Source organism: Natronosalvus halobius (assembly GCF_024138145.1).
Lineage (GTDB): Archaea > Halobacteriota > Halobacteria > Halobacteriales > Natrialbaceae > Natronosalvus > Natronosalvus halobius.
In genome coordinates this window covers 741,638-766,157 of record NZ_CP099997.1, presented here as the reverse complement: position 1 = coordinate 766,157, position 24,520 = coordinate 741,638, and the positions used below count along the sequence as shown (strand labels likewise).

Annotated in this window: 17 protein-coding genes; 5 read left to right on the top strand and 12 right to left on the bottom strand. The window is 62.6% G+C overall.

Translation table 11 applies throughout. The annotated features are described in order from the left end of the window. Positions 1–29 precede the first annotated feature (29 nt). Positions 30–3,755, bottom strand: a complete 3,726-nt coding sequence (locus NGM15_RS03685; protein ID WP_253435405.1) for a heparinase II/III domain-containing protein — start codon at positions 3,753–3,755, stop codon at positions 30–32. 253 nt (positions 3,756–4,008) lie between these two features. Continuing rightward, positions 4,009–5,760, bottom strand: coding sequence for a family 20 glycosylhydrolase (locus NGM15_RS03680; RefSeq protein WP_253435402.1), 1,752 nt, complete (start codon positions 5,758–5,760; stop codon positions 4,009–4,011). A gap of 197 nt (positions 5,761–5,957) precedes the next feature. Between NGM15_RS03680 and NGM15_RS03675 the strand changes: the two genes are divergently transcribed. Both NGM15_RS03675 and NGM15_RS03670 read left to right on the top strand, forming a co-directional pair. Beyond that, positions 5,958–6,890, top strand: coding sequence for a sugar phosphate isomerase/epimerase family protein (locus NGM15_RS03675; RefSeq protein WP_253435399.1), 933 nt, complete (start codon positions 5,958–5,960; stop codon positions 6,888–6,890). 57 nt (positions 6,891–6,947) lie between these two features. Further along, positions 6,948–8,189 (top strand): GNAT family N-acetyltransferase, encoded by a 1,242-nt coding sequence (locus tag NGM15_RS03670; RefSeq protein WP_253435396.1) that lies wholly within the window; start codon positions 6,948–6,950, stop codon positions 8,187–8,189. Positions 8,190–8,264: 75 nt separating this feature from the next. On the opposite strand, the gene NGM15_RS03665 is transcribed toward NGM15_RS03670, so the two are convergent. Continuing rightward, positions 8,265–9,128 carry an SDR family NAD(P)-dependent oxidoreductase gene (locus NGM15_RS03665; protein ID WP_253435393.1) on the bottom strand — a complete coding sequence of 288 codons (864 nt, stop codon included), beginning with the start codon at positions 9,126–9,128 and terminating at the stop codon, positions 8,265–8,267. 155 nt (positions 9,129–9,283) lie between these two features. On the opposite strand from NGM15_RS03665, the gene NGM15_RS03660 reads away from it, so the two are divergent. Beyond that, positions 9,284–10,936, top strand: coding sequence for a glycoside hydrolase family 3 protein (locus NGM15_RS03660; protein WP_253435391.1), 1,653 nt, complete (start codon positions 9,284–9,286; stop codon positions 10,934–10,936). A gap of 279 nt (positions 10,937–11,215) precedes the next feature. Here NGM15_RS03660 and NGM15_RS03655 read toward each other — a convergent pair whose 3' ends face one another. The 7 genes from NGM15_RS03655 to NGM15_RS03625 form a co-directional block, all read right to left on the bottom strand. Next, positions 11,216–13,042 carry an ABC transporter substrate-binding protein gene (locus NGM15_RS03655; RefSeq protein WP_253435388.1) on the bottom strand — a complete coding sequence of 609 codons (1,827 nt, stop codon included), beginning with the start codon at positions 13,040–13,042 and terminating at the stop codon, positions 11,216–11,218. Between the two features lie 271 nt (positions 13,043–13,313). After that, positions 13,314–13,586 (bottom strand): hypothetical protein, encoded by a 273-nt coding sequence (locus NGM15_RS03650; protein ID WP_253435386.1) that lies wholly within the window; start codon positions 13,584–13,586, stop codon positions 13,314–13,316. An 85-nt stretch (positions 13,587–13,671) separates the two neighbouring features. Next, on the bottom strand, positions 13,672–14,796 hold the full coding sequence (locus NGM15_RS03645) for an ABC transporter permease (RefSeq protein WP_253435383.1): 1,125 nt from the start codon (positions 14,794–14,796) through the stop codon (positions 13,672–13,674). Continuing rightward, on the bottom strand, positions 14,783–15,868 hold the full coding sequence (locus tag NGM15_RS03640) for an ABC transporter permease (protein WP_253435380.1): 1,086 nt from the start codon (positions 15,866–15,868) through the stop codon (positions 14,783–14,785). The genes NGM15_RS03645 and NGM15_RS03640 overlap by 14 nt, the downstream gene beginning before the upstream one ends. 111 nt (positions 15,869–15,979) lie before the next feature. Beyond that, positions 15,980–16,201, bottom strand: a complete 222-nt coding sequence (locus tag NGM15_RS03635) for a hypothetical protein (protein WP_253435377.1) — start codon at positions 16,199–16,201, stop codon at positions 15,980–15,982. 55 nt (positions 16,202–16,256) lie between these two features. Then, the gene (locus NGM15_RS03630) at positions 16,257–18,431 is read right to left on the bottom strand and encodes an ABC transporter ATP-binding protein (protein ID WP_253435374.1); all 2,175 of its coding nucleotides are present in this window, start codon (positions 18,429–18,431) and stop codon (positions 16,257–16,259) included. 165 nt (positions 18,432–18,596) lie between these two features. Next, positions 18,597–19,748, bottom strand: coding sequence for a HEAT repeat domain-containing protein (locus tag NGM15_RS03625; protein WP_253435371.1), 1,152 nt, complete (start codon positions 19,746–19,748; stop codon positions 18,597–18,599). Positions 19,749–19,945: 197 nt separating this feature from the next. Here NGM15_RS03625 and NGM15_RS03620 point away from each other — a divergent pair, with 197 nt between their 5' ends. After that, entirely contained in the window at positions 19,946–20,893 is a 948-nt protein-coding gene (locus tag NGM15_RS03620) for a dihydrodipicolinate synthase family protein (protein WP_253435368.1), read from the top strand. Between the two features lie 578 nt (positions 20,894–21,471). Here NGM15_RS03620 and NGM15_RS03615 read toward each other — a convergent pair. After that, positions 21,472–22,242: an IclR family transcriptional regulator gene (locus tag NGM15_RS03615; protein ID WP_253435365.1), complete on the bottom strand. Its 771-nt coding sequence runs from the start codon at positions 22,240–22,242 to the stop codon at positions 21,472–21,474. 390 nt (positions 22,243–22,632) lie between these two features. Then, positions 22,633–23,007 (bottom strand): Rid family detoxifying hydrolase, encoded by a 375-nt coding sequence (locus NGM15_RS03610; protein ID WP_253435362.1) that lies wholly within the window; start codon positions 23,005–23,007, stop codon positions 22,633–22,635. Positions 23,008–23,272: 265 nt separating this feature from the next. Here NGM15_RS03610 and NGM15_RS03605 point away from each other — a divergent pair, with 265 nt between their 5' ends. Then, positions 23,273–24,361 (top strand): M14 family zinc carboxypeptidase, encoded by a 1,089-nt coding sequence (locus tag NGM15_RS03605; RefSeq protein ID WP_253435359.1) that lies wholly within the window; start codon positions 23,273–23,275, stop codon positions 24,359–24,361. Positions 24,362–24,520 lie beyond the last annotated feature (159 nt).

Genomic DNA, 24,520 nt, shown 5'->3' with positions numbered 1-24,520 from the left:
CGGCCCATCGGTGATCGAGCAGATGGCGATTACTCTGCCGACCAGGTCGACGTCAACGGAATCCGAACGTCGTCGTTGTCGTCGATGATGTAGTTGTAGCCGGTGTCCTCGAGCTGGTCGGGATCGACGAAGTCCCGGGTAAACGTCTGGCGACCGGTATCGAGCGTCACCAGATTCCCGTTGCTGCCCCCGAGTCCTTCGATCGGGTAGGCGCCGTTACCCTGGCCGCGCTGGCCGCGGCCTTCGATGGGGTTCGTCGGGTCCGGTTCGCCTCGCCACGGATCGGAGTCATCGTTGTCGACGTAGACGAAGCCGGCGTGTCGCTCGAGGTGGCTTCCGTTACCGCCGACACGGATCGTCAACTCGTTCTCGAGAGATATCTCGCGGGTGAAGTCCTCGACGATGCCCTGCACGCGACCGACCGATTCCTGGACGAGCGCGGGCTCGTCGAGGGCCTTGAGCCGCGTGCCGTCCTGGACGTAGGCGTACTCGGGTTCGCCGTCTTCGATCGAGTAGAGCCCGAAGAATCCCTTGAATTCGAAGGTGTCGTCGATCGTCAGCGTGTCGGTCTCCTCGAACGAACAGACGACGTAGTCGGTGCGCCCGTTCGTCAGATCGACTCTGACGGCGTGACCCTCGCCGCCGTCGACGGCTACCTTCTCGACGTTGTCGACGGCGCGCTCGCCCTCGTAGTGCTCGATCGTCGAGACGAAGTCGCTCTCGATGTCGTTCCCCTGTCGACGCAGGAGTACGTAGCGCAGGGAGTCGGGATTTCCGCTGCGGTCGGGCGGGTGGCCGTCAGCGAGGGCGACCTCGTCGAAGTCACCGAAGGACGTCAGCCGCAGGTGGACGCCGTCGGCGTCGTCGTCGCGATGGTTCCAGTAGTCCTCGACGTCCCAGTCGACGGCCACGCTGGAACCGGGATCGGTGTCGCGTTCGACGTTCGTGAGGTAGTTGAAGCCGCTCCCGACCTCGCGGGTGTAGTCGGTTTCCTCGCCGTAGTCCGGCTTCCGGATATCCTCGCCTGCGTAAGTGCCGCCGTCCTGGGGGACGAGGTCAAGGCCCTCGGCCGTCGCCTCGCCGACCTGTCCGTGGAAGCTGAACACGTGATCGTCGCCGCCGGCGACGCGGAAGAAGTCCACAGCGTAGGAGTGTTCCTCGTCAACGGTGATCATCGCGGTCGTTCGGCGGTACTCGTCGCACTGCTCGTAGGCCCGGTAGGCATCGACGTCGATCAGGTTCACCCGCTCGTCCTCGGCCTCGAAGTGCCGCGGCGTGGCGACCCACCGCTGCTCCTGGCGCGATCGGTCGACCGTCACGGTGTTGTGGCTGATCGTCCCCTTCGTGAAGTCGTGTTTCGGCCAGTTGCCGGTCCGTTCCGGGTAGCCGAGGTCGGGCGAGAGTTCGAGGCGGTGAGCTGCCACCCCGAGGTTGAGCGCGTCGCCGTGATTGTGGGTGCTGCCGCCCGCGTCGATGCCGGTACGGCCGTAGTACATCCAGAACGCGCGCTTGGCGTTACCGAGTTCGGCGGCGTTCTCCCAGTCCTCGCGCTCGTCCTCGCCGATCAGCGTGAGGTAGTAAAGCGCCATCAGGTAGTTGCTCGACTCGTCGTTCTTGCCGACGCACTCGAAGCGGAGTTCGTTAGTGCCGGCCTCGAGATCGACTGTGTACGTGATCGTGTCGCGGGTGAACGAAGGGCTGTAGAAGTCGACAGTGTCGACTTGCTCTCCGTTGAGGTACAGGTCGTAGATACCGTAGGAACCGACGAACAGCGCCTCGATGTCGAGGTCGTACTCGCCAGCTTCGTCGGCATCGAACTCGAAGGTCCACCACTCGCCGGGTTCGTAGCACTGGAACTGGATGGCTTCGTCGAAGCTATCGTTGACTTCGGTACTAGCGTCAGCGAACAGTTCCGAGGTGTCGTAGGTCGTCCCGAACGACTGGTTCAGATAGTTCTCGCCGTCTCGGAGTACGGCGAAGCCGTAGCCCGCGAGATTCTGGCTGGGTAGGTCGAGGGGGCCTTCGGCGTCGATGATGCCCTGCACGTCGTCGCTGAGGTTCTCGGGTTCAGTGTCGAAGATGGAGCCGTTGATTCCCGCCGTCGAGTACCCGTTCTGGTAGTGCCACAACTGAGCGAAAATCGGCTCGCCCGTCAGCTTGAATCCCTCTTCGACCGAAGTCTGGCTCCACTCGACGGCGGACGGTCCGTGTGCGTCGCCGAGTTGTGGGGTGAACTCGTCAATCAACAGCAGGTGCGTATTCTGCAGGAGCGACTGCTGGAGTTTGGGGTGCTGATAGAGGTCCGCGCCGTCGAACGCATCGTAACCCCGGAGGTAGTCGGCCACCTGTCGTACCGAGCTGTGAGGAATGCGGTTGTAGTGGGGCGCCTCGATGTCGAAGTAGCCGTCGCGGTCGGCTCGGTCTACGAGCGGGGTGAGAATGTTTCCGCCTGTGGTGAACCAGTTCTCGGGCTCTTCGTTCCAGACGTCGCCGTCGAAGTACTCGTCTCCGGGCTGGAAGACCCACTCGATCGCTTCTCGTGTGTAGCCATCGGGTTCGTCGAGTGTGCGAGCGGCCTGCACGAGCGCGCTGCCCCCGCCACTCTCGACGATCATGTTCGAGTTCTTATTCGCTGGCAGAATCTCGCGGTGAATACCGTCCTCAATGTTCTTTCTGATCTTCTCGATCGAATCCTTGTCCTCCAGGCCGGGGTACTCGTCGGTCCTGGCGTCGAGGAACGCGATGAGTTCGTCGTCGCCCTCCATGCCGGGGAAGAACGCGTCGTAGGAGCGGACGATCGGCCGCATGAGGTTCGACTCCCAGAACGCGCCGACCACCTTCCCCGTCTGGCGGCCACCGTGGCTGTTCCAGAACCCGTCGAGCGTGAACGTATACTCAGTGAGGTCCATCTCGGGGTAGACGTCAGCGATCCGGTCGAGGAGGACGGCACCCGCCCTCGAGTACTTCTGGTCGCCGGTGTAGAGGTAGGCGTCGGTGAGGCGGCGAATAAGCCCGAGAATGCCCCCGGGCCGCCAGATGTGCCAGTGGTTGTAGTACGCGACGAAGTTCCACCTGGTGCCGGTGCCGCCGCCCAGGTCGTCGTTCTCGTCGACCCATCCCCAGCCGTCGTCGACGCCCCATCCCTCCCCCATCTCGGGGTGTTCTTCGTTAACCAGCAGGGAATCGTCGGCCAGGTCAGGGTCGAACATTCCCCGGTCGTTCAGGCCGCTCTCGCGGTAGGCACCGAAGTCGTTCGTCGGCACGGTGAGTTTCCCGTCGCCGTGCGGATTGTCGACTTCCGTCTGCATCTTCCAGAGACGGTCGTCGCCCGAATCGTGGTAGCCGCCGAGGATCTCGCGCTGGTTCACCAGTCCGCCGCCGCGGGGGATTCCCTGGGCGGTGACCAGGCTCCAGAGGCTCTCGAGGTCGGGCCCCAGCTGTTCCAACCGAGCGTCGGCTTCCGCGACGGCGGTGTCCCGTTGACTCGCGGCCCAGTCGTACCGTTTGATGTTCCGTTGGGCGTTTGCTCGCATCTCGTCGGTCCAGATCGTAGTCCGGGTCTTCGCGTTGAGCGCGTCGGACTCTGCGGCGCCGACCGTCCCGGTGCTCGAGAAGAGCGCGCCGAGAATGCCAGCGCCCGTCGTCGCCAGCATCGATCGCCGCGAGACGTCGAAGTCGCTCGAACGGTCGCTTACTGCATCCAGTTCCGGTCGAGACCACTCGCTACGGTCTCGGTAGTGCTTATCATACGACATCCACCCACACGTTACTTCACAACACAATATAATTTTCGCAAACTATTGTATCGTTATCACATATGAACATACTATAAAACAGGAGCCATTCCCGTCTAATAGTTTTACAATTCCTTCCTGTTCTAACTCGCTAGAACTCGATCTGATCAGTCCGCTGTGTGCCGACCATTTCAAACTTGAGCCCGTTTACCAGGGACTTCTATCGCAACGGCTAAATTCGATCGACGAGCCCCGATGAGGTCTCGAAAGGCGCTCAAGGCCGATCGATGACGCCCCGACCATCTCGCTCGGCGACCTCTATCAGCCACCCGAGTGACGATTCGTACGTCGATGCAGTTTCGGGGTAGACCGTCTGATCGGCCGCCCGCAGTTCAGCGAGCGTTTCGACCGCTGATCGGTAGTTCGCTTTCGCTCGTTCGGGCGTTCGGTCTCCGAGCGAACTGTTCACGTGCGCGAGCAGCGTTCCGGACGGACGTTTCCACCACGTTGGCAGAATCAATCCGCCGAGTTCGCTATAGACGTCGAAGTCCGACGGGACGAACGGACCCAGCGCGTGTCGGGTTACAGTCCGCGAGTACGCATCCCGGTCGTCGACGCTCGTCGAGTTCCAGAGTCGATCCGCGAAGATCGGCATCGCCGACGGGAGCGCCCGCTCGAAGTACGCCCGTTCCGTCTCGTCGGACGGTTCCCACGCGAGCAGTCCGCCGCCACGGATCTGGTGGGCTCGCTCCTCGGGCACCGTCGGTCGACGCCTGGGCGCCCACCCGAGCACGTAGTCCTCCGTGATCCATCCCCGAACGTAGGCCGCGTGGACGTACGAGTTGATCACGTCGAACCCCTCCTCGAGGAACCGTTCCAGGCTACACCCCTCGACCGGACCCCGGTCGGGCGCTGCGACGCGCCAGAAGTGAATCAGCAGGTCCCGGGGGAGGTCGGGCGACGCCGAGATGTCGATCTGGTCGTTCCAGACGATCGTCCGGCGATCGTGCTGGGCGAGGAAGTCGTGGAGGTGACGAACGAACGCGTAGAAGTGTTCGGTGTCCGTCTCTGAGCCGTCCGCGGCCATCTTCGCCTGGCAATCGACGCACTCGTTCCAGGAGTACCCCTGCATCTCCCACTCGTCGCCGCCGACGTGGACGTACTCGAATGGGAACCGCTCGATTACCTCCTCGAATAGCGTCTCGACGAACTCGACGGTCTCCTCGGACCCGATACAGATCGTCCGGTCGGCGGGCTCGCCGTCCTGGACGGTACACCTGAGTTTGGGGTACCGCTCGAGGAGGTGGCCGGCGTGGGCCGGAACGTCTATCTCGGGAACGATGTCGATTCCCCGGTCGGCTGCGTACGCGACGAGTTCGTCGACGTCCTCGGGCGAGTACGCGGGGAGGGGTGTGCCGTCCGCATCCTGGTTCAGTTTGGGGTAGTTCGTGGACTGGAGGGCACAACCCTCGTCGTTGATCAGGTGGAGGTGGAGTCGGTTGTACTTCGCCCGGGCGGCCTGGTCGATCCGTCGTTTCACCTGCTCGACCGGGAGAAAGCCGCGGGCCGGGTCGAGCATGAACTCGCGCCAGGACGACTCCGGCCAGTCGTGGATTTCACAGGCGGGCAGGGTCCACTGCTCGTACCCGTCGCCCTCACCGCCTCGTGAAATTCCGGTCACGAACGTCTGGCAGCCGTGTCGGAGGCCATCGGCGGTCGCGGCTCGAATCGATACCGTCCCTGCGTCTGCGTCCGCCTTGAGGACGTATCCCTCCGGATCGTCGAACGCCTCGGCGGGTGTGTTGGTGGGCGCGTCCTCGAGACGTAGTTCGACGTCCGCGTCGTCAGTGCCTCGCCGTACCGGGGCGTTCGTCTCCCGCTCGAGGAGCGTCTCGAACAGGGACCCGATGGCAGGGGGGACGTCCGCCCCCGTGGCGAGCGTAAACGGTGGTTCGAATCGCACGGTTCCGCTCGTCGCCTGGACGCGACGCGGTCGAGGAACGACGCGGAGCTCGGTCGCTGTCATGTGTTATCGGGTCCGATGGAGGCGAGGGTCTTAATCGTTTGTACCGCCGATCGTTACGCAATCGGTCGACTAAATACGATCGCTGATCGTCGCGTAATCGATCGAGTCGCGACACGACGCGTCGTGTTCTTCTTGGCGCCGACGGCAAATCGATACCGTACCAGTATTTATAGTGACTCGGGAATAGCGTACACCAGATGGCGATCCAATCAGCCCTGTTCAGCAAGGTTCTGCGCGACCGGAGCCTCGAGGAGGCCGTCGATCTTACGGCCGAAATCGGCTACGACGGGTTCGAACCGATGTGCCGGGCCCCCCACCTCGCCGTCGACCGGTCGACCGACGAGGTTGCTGACCTCCGGGAACGGCTCGACGATCACGACCTCGACGTCCCGTGTCTCGCGACCTACACGGGTGCGTACGTCGGCACGTCCCGATCCGAGTGTGAGGCCCAGGTCGAAGCGCTCGAACGATTCCTCGAGTTCGCGACCCTGCTCGACTGCGACTTCGTTCGGCACAATCCCGGCGGGCCGGCCCCGTGGAAGGCGACCGATCAGGATGTCGAGACGGCTGCGACGTGGTACCAGCGGGCCGCGGATCGGGCTGCAGCGCACGGCGTCACTCTCTTGATCGAAATCCACGCCCGCTGGCTCTCCGAGACGATTTCGGGTACGGAGCAACTGCTGTCGGCCATCGACCGGGACAATGTAGGCGTCATCCACGACGCCGGAAACATGTTCCTCGTCGGCGAGGCGTACGGTGCCGAATCGGTCGACCGACTGGGCGACGACCTGCGCCACGTCCACGTCAAGGACGAGCAACTCATCGCCGACGGGGACAACAGGGGGAACGGGAACGAGAACGAGAACGAGAACGAAGACGGGGACGGAGACGGGGACGCCCACGGCGCGTTCCGCCTCGAGACCGCCGACGGCCTGCGGACGTATCGACCCCGCCGACTCGGCGAGGGTGAGGTCGATCACGCGCCCCTGTTCGAGGCGCTGGTCGCGGCCGAATACGACGGGTTCGTCACCGCCGAGTGTAGCGTTCCCCAGGACGAACCCGCCGACGACGACGCGATTGCAACGCACGAACTCGAACAACTCACGACGCTCATCGACAATGCCAACTGACAACCTAACGACCGACGCTCGTACCGAAACCGACCGACCAACGAAGCGGTGGTCCCGATGACTGACGCCGACGGCCCGCGACTCGCGACCCCGGAGGAGTTCTCGGAGATGATGGGCCTCCTCGATCGCAACTTCGCCTACGAGCGCGGCGGGATGCAGGCCAGCCTCCCGTTCGCGTACAACCCGGATCACAGTGACCACCACGCGATCATCGTCCAGGACGACCGGATCGTGAGTCACATCGGCGCGGTCCCCCAGACCCTCTCGACCGGCGTCGACGGCGAGACGGTCGAGTGCTGGGGAATCGGCGGCGTCGCCACCGACAAACGGTACCGCGGCAACGGCTACATGAGCGAGTTGCTCGAGTTCTGGTTCGACCGGATGGCCGACGAGGACGTTCCCCTCTCCGATCTGAGCGGCAACCGCCAGCGCTACGCCCACTTCGGCTACGAGAACGTCGGCACCGAGTACCAGTACAAACTCACCGAGCGATCGTTCGACGGCGACGTGACCGCCTCGGAAGCCGTCGTCGGCTACGACGCCGACGCCCACCTCGAGACGCTTCACGAGATTCACGAGGCCGAACCGTACCGCGTGGTCCGCGACCTGGACGAGACTCGAACCGTCCTCGGACAGCGCGACCTGGAGACGTTCGTTTACGTTGGTGACGGCGGCGACGACGGTACCGATGGTGGTGACGGTAGTGACGACGAGGGCTACGGCGGTGAAGACGTTGGCCAGGGTGGCTACGGTGGCGCAGGAGATCCAGCGTACGTGAGCCTCACCCGAACGAGTCGGAGCCGCACGGTCGAGGAGTTCGGTGGGTCTGAACGCGGCCTCGAGACGCTACTCTCGCACGTCCTGGCGCTGCTCGATCTGAACGACCTGACGGCGCGCGTCCCGCCGTGGCATCCACTCGAGCCGGTCTTCTCCGGCCACAGTCGATTCTGGACGGCGCGCCCGCATCGCAAGTTCCGCATCAACGATCTGCAGGCCGTGCTCGAGGCGTTCGAGGGACAACTCGAGGAGCGCTGGCTCGAGAGCGGGCGATCCGACGAGGGAAGCGTCGAACTCGCTATCGCGGGCGAGCAGTCGGTCCGGATCGTCTACGGTCCCGATGGGGTGTCGGTCGAACCCGGAAGCGACGGGCTGGAGCCGGACGTCGAGTGCGAGCGAACGACGATGTCGTCGCTCCTGTTCGGCATGCACGATCGGTGTGCGCACCTTCGAGCGGGCGATCCGCTGCTCGAGACGGCCCTGCCGCTCAGATTCTTCGTGTGGGCGTCCGAGCACGTCTGACGGTCTCCCCCTCTATCTCGACACGGGTTCTACGTCGGACTCAGTTTTCGGTGGAAAGAACGCCTCGAGGCGTGCCTACCGCTTGCTCGGTCGCGTCGGCGTTTCGTCGCTCCCGAAGATTTGCTGCTGGAAGCTCCAGTCCAGCCCGGCGGTGAGTCCGCCGTCGACGACGAGGTGCGTGCCATTGACGAACGAAGACATGTCCGAAGCGAGAAAGAGGGTCGCGTCGGCAACCTCCTCCGGCCGGCCGAATCGGCCGGTCGGGTACTGGTCGATCCACTGGTCGCGTTGGGTCCACTCGCCGTCGTGTTCGTCCGACGCGCGGCTCTCGCCGGTTGTGTCCATCTGCCCGCTTCGTCGGTCGGTCTCGATGGTCCCTGGGCAGACGACGTTCGATCGAACGCCGTGGCGGCCGTACTGCGTCGCGATGAGTCGCGAGAGGCCGACGACGCCGCTCCGGGCGGAGGAATAGGCGATCTGACCGATTCCGTCCAGGCCGTTGACCGAGGACATGTGAACGATCGAGCCGCCGCCGCTCTCGACCATCGGGGGGAGCACCTCCCGAGCGACCAGGAAGAGCGACTTCAGGTTGAGTTCGACGGTGCGATCCCAGGCCTCCTCGTCGATTCGATGGAGGTTGTCGTCGTTGATCGAGCCACCGGCGTTGCTTACGAGGGCGTCGATTTCGCCGAATCGCTCGAGAGTCGCGTCGACCAGCACCTCGATCTCGTCGGCGTTCGTGACGTCACAGGGGACGCCGACGGCGTCGACGCCGTGCTCCGTGCGAAGTTCCTCCGCGACGGTCGTCACGTCGTCGTCGCTGCGCGAGGAGACGACCAGGTTGGCTCCCTCTGCCGCGAATCGGTCGACGATGGCCCGTCCGATTCCGCGGGTTCCGCCGGTGACGATCACCGTCTCGTCTGCGAGTAGTCCCGACATCGTATTCGAGGTATGCGATGCCACCGTCTTAACCGATTGGGTCACGTCAGAAGTCGTCCTGGACCGGCGTTTACGCTCCCTCTCCCCGTTCCACCGTACGTCATCCGGATAGCCGGTCCAGAAAGACCTTTGAGTTATCGCTCGAGAGAGCGTATATGGCCGACGCATCGACGACGATCGGAGCGTTATCGCTAGAGGCAAAGGTCGGGCAGTTGATCCACGCGGGAATCGGACTCGGGAACTTCGAGACCGAGACCGGGTGGCCCACCGAAGAGATGAAGACAGTCCTCGAGACAGTCCGACCGGGAGCACTCCGGATCTACGGAAACCACCGGGTGACGCCCCACTTCATGGCCCAGTACACGAACCAGGTACAGGAGTGGGCCGCCGACGTGGACCCCGGACTGGCGCTGTTGATCTCCGCCGACTGCGAGTACGGAACCGTCGACATCGTCAGACACGAGACCCGCGCGTACCCAGCACTCATGGGACGGACGGCCGCCGGCAACCTCGACCTCGCGAGGGACGTCTCGGCGGCCATCGCCCAGGACATGCTGGGGATGGGCCTCAATATGAACCACCAGCCCGTTGTCGACGTGAACACCAACCCCGACAACCCCGTCATCGGCGTTCGCTCTCCCGGCACCACGCCCGAGACGGTCGCTACGTATGCGACGGCCGCGCTCGAGGGAATCCACGCAGAAGACCAGGTGGCCGTCGCCAAACACTTTCCGGGCCACGGCGACACCGAACTCGACTCCCACATGGAGTTACCGCACGTCACTTACGACCGAGAAACCCTCGAGCGGGTCCACCTGCCGCCGTTCGAGACGATGATCGAGGAGGGCGTCGACTGCATCATGACCTCCCACATCGTCGTCGAGTGTCTCGATCCGGGCCTTCCCGCGACGCTCTCTCCGGCGATCCTCACCGACCTCCTCCGGGACGACCTCGGCTTCGACGGCGTCGTCGTCACCGACGCGATGATGATGGACGCCATCGCCGACAACTACCCCGTCGGTGAGGCCGCCGTACGGGCCATCGAGGCCGGCGCCGACCTCGTCCTCACCGGATTCGTCCCCGCCGACGACCTCCTGGAGACGCGAGATGCGATCCTGGAGGCGGTCGAGTCTGGTCGCCTCTCCGAATCTCGCATCGACGAGTCCGTCGAGCGCATCCTGGCGCTGAAAGACCGCCACGACGTCGGTGAGCGCCGATACGTCGATCCGCTCGAAGCCATCGAGTCGATGGCGAGCACCGAGCACGAAGCGATCGCTCGCGAGGCCTACGAGCGGTCGTTCTCCGTTTTGGGCAACGGCGACGTCCTCCCGCTTTCGCCGGACGCGTCCGTACTCCTGACCGGGATCAGAGGTGTCCAGGACTTCGAGCCTCACCTCGACGCCGCATTCGGTGACGTCCTCGCCTGCTCGCTCGCTCCCGGCGACGTTCGTACGCTCGACGACCCGAAGCCGACGATGGAACCCGAGTCGACGGAACGATCCCTCGAGACGCTCCGGTCGGTCGCCGACAGCGTCGACGTCGCTGTCGTCACGACGTACGCCCGCGAGGCGTTCCCCGAGGGCCAGCGACGGATCGTCGAGGAACTCGCGACGACGGTGCCGGTCGTCCTCGTCTCTCTCGGCCTCCCGAACGAGCACAGTGACCTGCCAGAGGGCGTGGCCTACGTCGCAACCTACGTCCAGGACCGCCTCGGTCTACCCTCGCCGCTGCCGGACACGGCCGGGGCGGCACTCGCCGACGTGCTCGCCCGGGACCCCGACGTCCTCGAGTCGCTTCCAGTGGAGTAGGCGTCGTATTGGTGTCGTTTCGGTCGGATGTGGTTTCTGCCACGCGAATACGCGAATGGTCGTGTGAACGTTCGGCTCGCTTCTCGAGTGCGTCTCTGGCTATCACACGGGCTAGCTACCACACGCACGACGGACAATTTCAGGGCAGCGATTTCGCTCCGACTTCGACGAAACTGGAACGACGACTCGAACACGGCGGTTTCGAAGACGGACCGTGCAGTCTCGTCTGCATCGATTCGCGTCAAAAAAGATGAATTGCTCGTCCGGTCGTTACTTCGGTTACTTCGGGGAGATGTGGCCACGCATGGCGGCGTGGAACGAACCACGGTAGGCCTCCCAGTCGCTGTTGTCGGTCGCGAACTCCCAGTTCTCGACGTTGCCCCAGGAGCCGGACATCGGCTGGAACAGGTCGATTCCCGGGAGGTAGAAATTCCAGAACCAGGTGAACGTCTCGGCGATCTCCTTGCTCCGTTCTTCGGTATCCGTCGTCATCCACTCCTGGAAGAGCTCGTACAGATTGACCTCCTGGGTCGATCCCGAGAGGTCTTCCTGGCCGACTTCCTCCGGAATTTCGACGACGAGTTCTTTGCCGTTGTACGGTGAACGACTCTCGCCGTTTGCCAGCGCATCCTCGATGAGCGCCTCGTCGCCCAGGTCGTTGCCGGCGGCGTGCGTCGGTCGGAAGTACGCGTACGGGTGAGCGATCAATGCACCGTGGTTGCCCATCGAGAGGTCGAAGTCGACGTGGTCTTCGGTACTGTCGTTGTACGCTGCACCCTCGAGAACTTGCAGATCAGTCTCGAACCCGAAGTTCGAGAGTTTGTCCGCCGCCGTTCGAGCGGGGTTGGAGGCCCAGTCGGGGACGACCATCTCGAGCGAGATGGACTCGCCCTCGTCGTCGACCCAGCTGTTGCCGTCCTGTTCGTAGCCGATCGAATTGAGGAGCTCCGCTGCGCCCTCCTCGTCCGCGCCGACGGGGTACTCGATGAAGTCGTCGGCGTAGTCGCCCAGACGCTGCTCGGTGACCGCCTCGGGAAGTCCCGTCTGTGCCGTCCGGACCGAGTTCGGGGGCGCGAAGTTCTCGGAGATGTTCTCGATGCTGAGGAGGTGTGCGATGGCTCGGCGGAACTCGACTTGACGGATGTGTTTGGAGCCAGGTCCATCCATCATGAACTCGAGTTTCCGCATGAACGTGCTCTCGAACGACCCGATCGTCTCCAGGTGATCCACCTCCTGGTCGCCGAGCCAGTTCGAGAGCTGTGCGAATCCGAAATCGAGGTCGCCGCCGACCATCTGCTGGGCGATGGCGTCGCCGGAGGCGAGCACGTAGTCGAGTTCGTCGATCTCGATCTGGTCGGCGTACGGGTGACCTTCGAACAGTTCGCAGTAGATGCCCTGTTCGTCGTAGTCGACGGCCTGGAACGCGCCAAGGCCGAGCCCTTCGTCGATGAAGGTCTCCATATTGATGGGCATCTCCTCGCCCAACCGCTCTTCGATTTCGAGCCGTTCGTCGTCGGTCGTGGCGTCCTGGAGTTCCTCGGCCCACGGTTTGTACTTGTCTCGGTGTCCGCGCATCATCTCGCCGAGGTAGCCCCCGAGGTAGTTTCCGACCAGTTCGGGGTTCTGGGGCTCCTTGTACTCGCGGATGATCGTCCCACCGTTGTTCTCGAGATGGAGGGTTTCGTAATTGCTCGAGTCGGGACTGAGCAATCGCGCAACCTCGCCGTACCAGTACTTGTCGGCGGCGTTGACCACGTCACCGTTCCACCAGGAGAACTCTTCGTTGTGGTGGACCGTCAGTTCCTGAGTGTCGGCGTCGTAGTCCCAGTCATCGATGAGGTCGAGGGACATCGATCCATCGGCGTACCACCGCTGAACGGGTTCGAGGAGCAGCCACGAGGGCGTCCACGGGTAGCTCGGCGCCCACGTGTTCCAGTTCATCTGGGTTGGGATGGACTGCATGAACGTTCTGATCGTGACCGAATCACCGCCGCCGTTCCCACCGTTTCCACCGTTTCCACCGTTTCCACCATTGCCGTTACCATCGTCTTCGGTGCTGAAACAACCAGCAACGCTACCGGTGACCATTGCTGAGGTTGCTGCCATCATCTTCCGCCGAGTGAGGTACTCCTTCGCGGAAGAGATAGTCTTATCTTTGTTACCTTGCGGCATACGGTGCCTACATTACAAACAGTACCCTAAATATATTTCTATAACGATACTTACACTACGGTCTTAGGACAACGGGCGATCGACGTGTTTCAATCGATTTTCGGCCCACGGAGTCGTGTAGCGGCCGGACGGCACGGAAGCCAGCTAGTACGTCCTGGACAACCAATCGAACTGCGAGGAGAATCACTTCGGACAGAAAATAGGCTTACCGTTGCTGTACGATTTTGAGCGCGAGGTAAAAGAAACTCCCAGCAACGACCGCTGAAATCCCGAAGACGCCAAACATCGCCGCGAAAACGCCGTCGTGCCCGGTCAGCATCAGGTAGCTCTGGTTGACGACCTCGAAGAACACCGCGATGAGAAACAGGATGACGCCTATCACGATGGTGGACAGCAAGAGCGATCCTCGGAGGACCTTGAGACCCCGATAGAGGTGCTCGGTCGTTGGAGTCGAGTCCGTGGTCGTTTGGGTAGACATTTCGTACCAGGGGTTTCACAATAGGCCGATATAAATCTTGTCTCGGCATCGAAACCGACGGCAGGGCTTTGAAGCAGGAACGTGGTCAGTGTTCTTGATCCTCGCCGCCGCCGACTTTCTTCGAATGACGCGCCCTGATCCGGGGGTTGAACACGCGGTCCATCCCCTGAGAGAAGAGGATCAACCCGAACGAGACGATGACGACCGCCATCATTGGCCAGAAGATCTGGTAGAAGTTCGCCATGTTGACCAGGGCGAACCCTTCGCTGTAGGCCGTGTCCATCATGATCCCCCAGTTCGCCGTCGTGAACGGCAACACGCCGAGGAAGTACAGCGCCACGGACTCGAAGATGACGCTGCGCCCCGCCTGTGCAGCGTTGATCAGGATGTAGGGCATCAACTGCGGCGTGATGTCCCGGCTCAGGATCGTCGTCGAGGGAATCCCCATCGTCCGGGACGCCTCGACGTAAGACTCCTCTCGGAGCGTCAGCACTTGCGAGCGAAGCGCTCGAGCGAGTCCCGGCCAGGCGTCGATGGCGAGGATGACGCCCACGAGCCAGGCCTGGCGGGGCGGGTAGATCGCCGCGATGACGATGACCAGCGGGATGCCGGGCATGGTCATCATGATGTCGGTGATCGACATTAGCACGGAGTCGACCTTGCCGCCCTTGTAGCCGGCCGTGATGCCGATCAGGATCGCGAGCCCGACGGAGACCACTGCGCCGGCGATGACCATCTCGACCATGTCGGGCGTCGAGTGGACCAGCTGTCGGCCGATCGGTTCGCCGTAATTGGTCGATCCCAGGGGTGCGTTGAACTCGACCCACGGGAACGACGCGGTCGTATCGATCCAGCCGCCCTCTTCCGTGATCGCGGCGAACCCGCCGTCGAACGGCTGGTGATTCGTCGGCGCCTGGTTCGTCGCGGGAGACTCGATGATCGTCACGTGTTCCAGGAACCACCAGTTCGAGGTCGATACCTTCGCCGCTACCCCGGTAAGCAAGAACAGCGAGATGACGAGGATGCCGATACGAGTCCGCCAGTCGCTCCAGGCGACACGGCCGGGTGTGAGCACGTACGCGTCCAGGAGCAATCCGAACCGTTCTCTCCGTGAGAGTTGCACCCTGTCGGCCTTGGCAAGCTGGCCGAATAACTGGTCGTCGCTGAGCTGTTCGCCTCCGTCCGTTCCCGTTTCTTCAGTATGCTTCACTCTGATCACCTGAACCCGCTCGTGGATCGACGATTCCGTACGTGAACTCCGCGATGAGGATGCCGATGAGCGTGACGATCGTGAAGAACAGGAAAGATCCCATGAGCAGCGGATAGTCACGCCGCATGATCGCGTCGTAGGTGTACCAGCCGACACCTGGATACGTGAAGATGTACTCCAGGACGACACTGCTCGAGAAGACGGCAGCGATGCCGATCATCATCTGGGTGTAGAGAGGCAAGATTGCGTTCCGGGCGACGTACCGGGTCGCGATCCGACTCGAGCTAATCCCCCGTAATCTGGCGACCCGAAGGTAGTCTTCGCCCAGGATCCGTACAGAGTTGCCGCGCATCGCGAGCGCACCGCCGCCGAAGCCGACGATGAAACTCGACATGATCGGGAGCGTCCCGTGGTGAACGATGCTCCACATGAACTCGGGATTGAGTCCGGCAGTGACGTCCCTGCTGTACCGTCCGCTTCCAGGGAACCAGCCGAGATCGTACGCGAAAAACGCCAGGAAGAAGAACGCGCCGACGTAGTACGGAATCGAGTTGAGAAAGGTGGCGAGTACCGTGGAGTAGCTGTCGAAACGCGACCCTTCCTTGTACGCCATCGCCGCTCCCAGGAGGATGTTCGCGGTGTATCCGAACGCCAGGCCGTAGATGCTGATGAAGATGGACCACGGCATCGCCGCAAACAGGATGTCGAACACCGGGTCGCCGTACTGGATCGACTGGCCGAAGTCCTGGTAGATGATGACGTCCCGTAGATACTCGACGTACTGGATGTAGATGGGTTTGTCCGGATCGAATCCCGTGTGGACTCGAATCATCTGATCGATCACTTCAGGATCGGCGGCCTGACCACTTCCGGCGAGCCGACGCTCGAAGTCCGCGCGCATTGCGTCGGCCGGACTACCGGGCATCAGCCGAAACAGGGCGAACGTGATCGTCGTCACCGCGAGAAGCGTCACGAACGCGTGGGCGATGCGTTCCCAGTAGTATCGCAACCCGATGAGCACGCCCACGAGGGAGACGAGCGCGTTACGGGTACGGTCTAGATGCTGTCTCATGTACTGCTATCGAGTGTCGTCTCGATACTAATATAGTTTGTCCCACCGGTGGATTTTTGGTTCGATCGATGACTTCTCGTGAAATTCACTACTGGTCCACGTTCCCCAGCGTCACCGACAACGAGCCAGGACGAACCCGCTCAACAGGGAGAGAACCGAGAGTCCGACGACGTTCATCACCGTGACGACGTAGGTTGGACTTCCTGGCTCGGCAGCGTAGAGCCAGATAACCGAGAGGCCGAGAAACCCAACCGAGAACGTAAACAGAAAGCGCCAGCCCTGCTCGTAGTCACAGAGGTGCTCGAGGAAACTTTTGTCGTATTTACCGGCCATGTGCCATACGATTCGTCGGGGCATGAAAACAGTTGCCCCGCCGTCGGGCTCGAACTCAGTTCAACTCGTCGACCGACACTGACTCGTCGTCGTACAGGGGGTCGCTCTCCCAGTACTCGTGACTCTCGTCCTCCCGGAAACAGGCCGCGATCGAGGCGCCGTCGGTTTCGAGGAGCGCCGGTTCCTCTCGCTGACAGACCTCGCGGGCCTCGGGACAGCGCGTGTGGAACTGACAGCCACTCGGCGGATCCGTCGGATCGGGGATGTCGATCTCTCGAACCGGCGGTTTCGTCGACTGAGCCTTCTTCGCCGCGTCCGGGTCGAGGGGCGGCGTCGCCCACCGGAGCACCTTCGTGTACGGGTGCTTCGGCTCGTGAATTATCTCCGCCGCCGGCCCAATCTCGACGAGGTTGCCCAGGTACATGATCCCAATTCGACCGCCGGACTTTTCGGTGAGGTACCGCGCGTTCGAGAAGTCGTGAGAGATAAACAGGTAGGAGGTATCGAACATCTCCTGCAGGTTGAGCATCAGGTCCATCATCTCCACGCGGAGCGAAACGTCTAGCGCGCTAACGGCCTCGTCGGCCAAGATGAGGTCCGGACTCATCAGGAGCGCCCGCAGGAGGACGACACGCTGTTTCTCCCCACCCGATAGCTGGTGGGGATAGCGGAGAGCGTAGTCCTCCGCCGGCTTCATGCCGACCCGCTCGAGCAGGTTGTACACCACGGTCTCTCGATCCGTGGCGTTGAGGTCCGGTCGCCATCGCTTCAACGGCGCCGAGAGACTCGTCCGGACGGTCCGACTGGGGTTGAGCGAGCTTCCCGGGTCCTGGTGGATGATCTGCAGCGAGCGTCGAATCTCGTCGAAGTCGATCTCGCCGTCGCCGCGTCTGGCCTCCCAGATGTCCTGTCCCCGATACGCGACCGTTCCGCCCGTCGGCTCCTGGAGACCGATGGCGGTCTTCCCGAGCGTCGTTTTGCCGCACCCGGACTCGCCGACGAGCGCGATGACCTCGTTTTCCCTGATGTCGAGCGAGATGTCGTCGACCGCACGGACCGTCATGTCCTTGTCGAAGAGCCGGTCGATGAACCCGGACTGGTCGAAGTGAACCTCGAGGTCGGTCAACGAGACGACGGCGTCCTCCTCGGAGACCGTCGCCTGATCTAGCTGGGTATCGACGTTCTCGGTCCCGAGCGTGTAGGGAATCGCTTCAGCCGACTGTTCCCAGTGGAAACACGTCGCCTTCTGTTCGTCGTCGACGTCGTGATATCCCGGGTCCTCGTCGATACACTTCGGCGTCGAGATCGGACAGCGAGGTGCGTACGAACACCCCGCCGGCGTATCGACCGGATCCGGGCTCTCGCCTTCGATCGGGTGCATCTCCTCCAGCGGGGCGTCGACGCTCGGGACAGACTTCAGCAGGGCGCGCGTATACGGATGGGCCGCCTCGCGAATAATCTGCTCGCTGGGGCCGTATTCGACGAACTCGAACGCATACATCACCGCCAGTCGATCCGCCAATCCGGCGACGAGCGGTAAGTCGTGGGTGATGAAGACGATGGTCAGATCGTACTCGTTCTGGAGCGTGTCCAGGAGGTTCATGATCGACCGCTGCATGAGCAAGTCGAGCGCGGCGGTCGGTTCGTCCATGACCAGCACCTGCGGCTCGAGGACGAGACTCAGTGCGATGAGCGCGCGCTGTTTCATGCCGCCGGAGAGTTCGTGCGGGTAGGAGTCGAGCACGCGATCCGGGTCGAGATAGAGGTCTGCGAGAAGTTGCCGGGCGTGGGCCATCTGCTCGTCCATGTCCGCCCGGTGAGCGTGGATCGTTTCCTCGAAGTGATCCCTGATTTTCATGGTCGGATTGAACGAGCTCATGGCCCCCTGGAACACCATCGCGATCTCTTCCCAGCGGAACTTCTCGAGCTGGTCGTCGGTCAACGAGAGGACGTCCACGGGCTCTTCCCCAGGGGGACGGTAGGTGATTTCGCCGGTGGCGACGCCCGGCTCGACGACCGCGTTGAGCAACGCCGACGCGAACATCGACTTGCCGCTTCCACTCTCGCCGATGATGCCGAGCATTTCGTCGCGGTGGACGTCGAAGTTGACGTTATCGAGGACGCGAGACGTTCCCCGATCCATGTCGAACGTCACGGACACGTCGCGTGCCTCCAGAATCGGTTCCTCGGTAGCGTTTCGATACTCGAGTTCGGATTTAGACTGTGTCATTTCGTTACCATCGATCTGATTTCGGTCGTGATAAGTCGCGTGTTATCGGTGTTCACTGCGTTCGTCTTCCTGAGGTACGTGTTTGAATATGAGCTATATAAACTTTGTCTGCGTGGCAACGTGGTCCCTGCTAGGTCTTCCCCAGGTGATCGATGACGAGAGAATCTACTCGCTGTCGAGCGACCCATCGAACCGCCCATGGACACGGGTAGCGGTCTTCCGAACCCGTTCGTCCGGATCCGAATCGGCGAGGTCGGCGATGGTCGACCGATCGCTCTCGGTACCGGCGGCGCCGAGGGAAATAACCGCGTTCATCCGGACGGACGCGTCGTCGTCCGAGAGCAGGTCTCGAAGCGTCGGGCGCATCGACTCGAGCGATTCCGGCCGAGCCAACGCCGCGTCTGCGACCAACGCGACGCCCGCCCGCCGCCGATCGACATCCGACGACTCGAGAAACCGGGACAGGTCGCTCGCGAACGGGGCCACCGCCTCACCGACGCACTCGGGTCGCTCGGCGTCGAGGGCGACGAGCGCATCCGCCGCCCGCCACGGAACCGGGTGTTTCGTGTCGGTAGCGGCTCGCTCTGCCAGCTCTGACGCGAACGGCTCGACGGACGTCGGATACGCCGTCGCGAGATCCTCGAGCACCTCGCAGGCGCCGGCTCGAATCAGGTGGTGGTCGTCCTGGAGGAGGGAGGCGATCGACGGGACGTCGGATCGAACGGCTGCCGGATCGTCGGCGGCAAGCAGTGTGAGCGCCGCGATCGCGTGGAGGCGCGCCTGATCGCGCCGCTCTCGTTCCGGCTGTAGTGCCGCCGCATCCGATTTGCCGACGGGGCCACCGCGTTCGTCCCGACCCGTCGTGGGTGCGGAGACCGGATCGTCACAGATGGCGACGAGGGCGTCGACTGCGGGGACGATCGATGCCGGCCGTACGTGTGCGAGTTTTGCGATGGCGACGATGGCCGCCTCTCGCCCAGGCTCAGCCGGGTCGGTGCCGATCGATCGGAGCGCATGGACCAGCCCGTCGACGACGTCAGGATGTTTGTCGGCGAACGCAGCACTCGTCAACGCCGCCCGCTCGCGAACGTCGGCCGCGTCGTCGGTGAGGTGGGACTCGAGTCGGGCACCGACGTCGTCGGCGACCGCCGGGCGGTCCGAGACGAGGGTCCGATAGGCCTCGAATGCAGTCTGGCGGGCCTTCCTGGATTCGGACACCAGGAGGTCGGCGAGCTCGTCCACGTCGACCGTCTCCGGGTTCGACTCGACGGCGGTGCGAATCGCCTCGGCGCGCTCCCTGCGATCTTTCGGCGACATGGTAGCCAATTACGACCATCTGGATTTATAATTGCTGCTCGGAACGCCGGCGATCTGCTCGTAACGCTGGCGGCGCGGACTAGGCACGCGCTCGGGCGCGAAAATCATTCTCGATGCGTGTCCACCACAGAACCCGCACGCTTCGAAGATCGATCTGACCGGAACAATAATGAATGGGAGTTTCTAATACGTCTGCTATGGCTACCGCATACGGTGACTTACGCGAGAGTCTGCAAAGCGTAGCGTTCACGACACCGACGCCGTTTAGCGCCGATCGTGACCGAGTACTCCACGAAGAAATCGAGCAGAACGCTCGAACGCTCTACGACGCCGGCGCTCGGACGTTCATCCCCTGTGGAAACACGGGCGAGTACTACTCGCTATCCCAGGACGAACGGATCGACGTGATCCAATCGACGGTTGACGCCCTCCCCGACGACGCGACGGTCGTCGGCGGGGTCGGCGGGAGTGCGAAGAACGCCGTCGAACTGATCGAGGCGTACGATACGGCCGGGGTCGACGCCGTCATGGTCATGTATCCGAGACACACCTACATCCACGAGCAGGGGTTGATCGAGTACTACCGTACGCTCGCTGCGGCCACGGACCTCGGAATCGTCCTGTACAAGCGCGGCGACCTGCTCAGCGAGACGGTGCTCGACGACCTCTCGACGATCGACAACGTCGTCGCCGTAAAGTATGCCGTCAATGACGTCAAGCTATTCTCCCGACTGGTCCAGACGGTTTCGGGAGACGTCGAGTGGCTCAATGGCGTGGCCGAACGATACGCACTCGCGTACGCCATCGAGGGTGCGGACGGGTTCACCACCGGAATCGGGAACTTCGTCCCGAAGCCGGTCCTCGCACTCGACGAGGCACTCTCGGCCGGCGACTGGGATCGCGCCAGACGAATCAAACACGCGCTCCGTCCGTTCGAAGAGTTCAGGGAAGAACACGGCGGCGGGTCCGCGTTCAGTTCGGCGAAGAACGTGCCGGTGGTCAAGTACGGACAGGAGCTACAGGGAATGGCAGGTGGTCCCGTCCGCGAACCCCTCGTCGAACTCTCGAGCGACGATCGTGATCGCGTCGAACGGTACCTCGAGCGACTCGAGAGTCAGAACGAATCGACTTCTCTCGAGGCGTAACTCGAGCGAAACGACGACCGTACAGCACGAATTGGGCGAGGTCGAAACTCGATCACTGACCGCTCACGTATCGATGGCTACTGAACAGGCAGTTCGTCGCTCCGTCCAGTCGTTTCCTGGATGGTCTCGATCGAACGCGAGTCTTCTCCCTCCTGAGTGGATCGTTCTCTGATACCGAACGAAGATTGCGTCCTATTCCGACTCTCCCGGTTTTTGGCGACCGACAGTCAGCCTAACCCCACGAACTCGGTCCGCTCTTCGTCCATCTCGAGCGAGCACACCGAAAGATGGCCGCGGAGACGAGGCCCCATTCGAATTGGAGACGAACGCATCGTCAGCGCCTATTGTTCGTTCTATCCGAACGGTCGCACCTCTGTGGAGAACGAAAGCCACAGATGGGGTTCCAATTGGCATCATCGTCACGAACGAGACCAGAACATTACATACCTAAGTTAGTAACGGGCGGTGTTGTCGTGGGTCGATAGTGACCACCAGAGAACGACACAATCTTTCGTTCGAGTACACGAGATTCAACGACAGGGCTCGAACGCGGGACGGACCGGCGAAGAGGGCGATGCCTACGAATAGGTCACGTTAATTTCGATGACACGGGCGGTATCTCGTACTAGCTCTGGGAGCGTCGTTCGAAACGTTTCGTCGTCGATTCGTTTCTTCGGACCGGAGACACTGATGGACCCCAGCACCGCTTCGTCCGATTTAATCGGGGCGGCGACGCACCGCAGCCCTTCGATGCGTTCGCCATCATCGAACGCAAAGCCGCGCTCCCGGATTTCCTCGAGCCGAGCCGTGAGCGCCCCTCGATCGGTGACCGTGTTCGGCGTCACTTTGGGGAGTCCGTACTCGTCTAGAATGGCTTCCCGTCGCGATTCGTCCAGGTGAGCGAGAATCGCTTTTCCGACCGCCGTCGAGTGCAAGAACACGTGCGTTCCCACGTGAGAGTCGGTCGTAACCGCCTGCTTCGACCGGGACTGATAGAGGTAGACGCCTTTGCCACCCTCCTCGACGACGATCTTGGCCGTTTCCCCCGTCTCTTTCGCGAGTTCGTCCACTTCGTCTTTCGCCATCCTGTAGAGAGGATGCTTGACTCTGGCGTGACCGCCCAGCTGGAGGGCTCGAAGGCCGACCGTGTAGAACCCGTCCTCGTTGACCAGATATCCCTCGACAGCCAGCGTCCGCAGGTGGCTGTGAATCGTACTCTTCGAACGGTCGAAGTGAGTGGCGAGTTCGGTCACGCCGGCTCCGTTCCGGCGACGGATCTCGTCCAGGATGTCGAGCGAGAGGTGCGTCGCTTGCACCCGGCCGCTGGAGGGGAGGGCTTCTTGGTCCATAGCGGACAGTGGGACTCGATCACAATAAACGTTCCTTACTGCCGAACAGTTTCCGCGACGGTCCGTCACCGTGACCATACTTTGCACGAAACGGGCGCGCTCCGGGCCCGAGAGCCGTTCGTCGGGTAGTCCGCCTTTCCCGGACGCCCGTTTACAACGGGACGAACAGACAAAGTGGGGTGGACATCGCCGCTGGAACGTTCGGACCGCCGATGCGATCGAGTTCGTCGTCTCGTCTCCACGACCTTCGAGTCAACTCGGCGGTGAAAAGCGGTGGTGAGAACTATAACAGGCGGTGAACGCCGTTGCCCCTTCGGTCGTGACTGGACGGCCGGAACCAGCCGTTCCGGCGACTGCCTGCGACCGATGTCGAAGCCGTTTCAACGATTACTACGTCGCCGCGACGACTTCGATTTCGACGCCGATGTCGATCGGGAGGTCCGACACCTCGACCGCACAACGTGCTGGGAACGGTTCGGACAGGTACTCGGCGTACACCTCGTTGACCGCGTCGTAGTTGTCCATGTCGGTGACGTACACGTTGGCCTTGATCACGTTGTCGAGCGACGTCCCCGCCGCCTCCAGGATGGCGCCGATGTTCTCGAGGGTCTGGGCTGTCTGGTCTCGAATGTCGTCGACTTCGACTTCCCTCGATTCGGGGTTCGCTGGCCCCTGTCCGGAGACGTAGACCGTGTCGCCGTGGACCATCGCCTGTGAGTACGGGCCGATACTGGCGGGTGCGTCGTCGGTACTGATTTCTTCCATACGCTTTCGCAGACGGAAGCCCGATGAATAAATCCTCCTACTCGACGTCGATACTCGACTCTTGATACTCGACTCTTGATACTCGATACTCGATGCTCAACTTTCGACTCCCCGACTCTCGACTCGATAGACAGACGGTTCCCGCGCGACTCGCCGCCGTTGCTAGCGTGAACACTCCAGGAGGCGACGGCTACCGGCCCCCGAACGTCGGTGACGTTCGCGTGAGCCGAAGAGTTAAGCCGCGTCGATTCATCGAACCAGAGCGATGACGAAGGCCAGCGTCGACACGATGACGTACGAGGAGGCCGTCGAACGTATCCCCGACGACCCGGTCCCCGAGTTCTGGGTTGGAAGTCTCGAGGCGCTCGAGGATCAGCTGTACTCGCTCGAACGCGGGTCGATCGAGGAACTCTCCGATTCGGCCGGCGGCCGACCGATTCAGCTGGTCACCTACGGGGCGTTCGAGGAACTCGAATCGCGGGCGAACTTCAACTCGGCCGTCGCCTCCCGGGATCCAACGAACTACGCCGACAGAGAGATGCGCGAGAAGCCGGTCGTCTGCTTCGTCGGTCCCGTCCACGGCCACGAGGTCGAGGGGCTAACCGGACTCTGTAACCTGCTGTCGATCCTCGAGACGGGCCGGGATTTGCGGGGACGAGCGCAGCCGACCCTCCGCGACCTCGCCGACGAGTGCCGGATCGCGATCCTCCCATGTGGGAACCCCGACGGACTCGCTCGTTTCGAACCGGACTCGTTACAGGGGCTCACGCTGGCCGACCTCGAGTTCTGGGGTCAGGGAACGTGGGCCGACGACCGCCTCATCGGGTGGCCCGACGCGAAACAGCAACACCCCATGACGGGAGACGAGGTCGGATTCCTCGGGTGTTACTTCAACGACGATGGAGTCAATCCGATGCACGACGAGCCCTTCGCTCCGATGGGGGTCGAAGCGCCGGCGGTTCTCGACGTCGTTCGTCGGGAGGCGCCGGACGTGACGGTGTCGCTCCACAGCCACGGCTACCCGCCGACGCTGCACCGGCCGCAGTTCGTTCCCCTGCAAAAACAGGCGGATTCCCGATCGATTCACCGAACGTACAATACGCTTCTCGCGGAGCTCGACGTTCCCCGGCTCTACCTCCACGACGTTACCGGGGAATCCGGGCGTCCAGGACCGTACTTCAATCTCGTGAGTGCCGCGTACCACGTCAGCGGCACGACCGGCGTGCTCCACGAGTGTCCGCACGGTCTCTCCGGCGACGACGTGTTTCAGATTAGCCACGAGGGCATCCTGGACGTGCAACTCGCCCTCTACGAGGCGGTCCTTCGCCACGCGATTGAACCCGCCGAACCGTAGGCTCGGTCGAACCCGCCGAACCGTAGGCTCGGTCGAATCCGCCGAACTGTAGGTGCCGGTCGAACCGGACCAATCGTTGGCGGTAGACGGCTGCTACTCCTCGTCTGAACTCCACCAGCCTCGCTACTCGAGACGAGCGGCTTCAATTTCGGATGACGG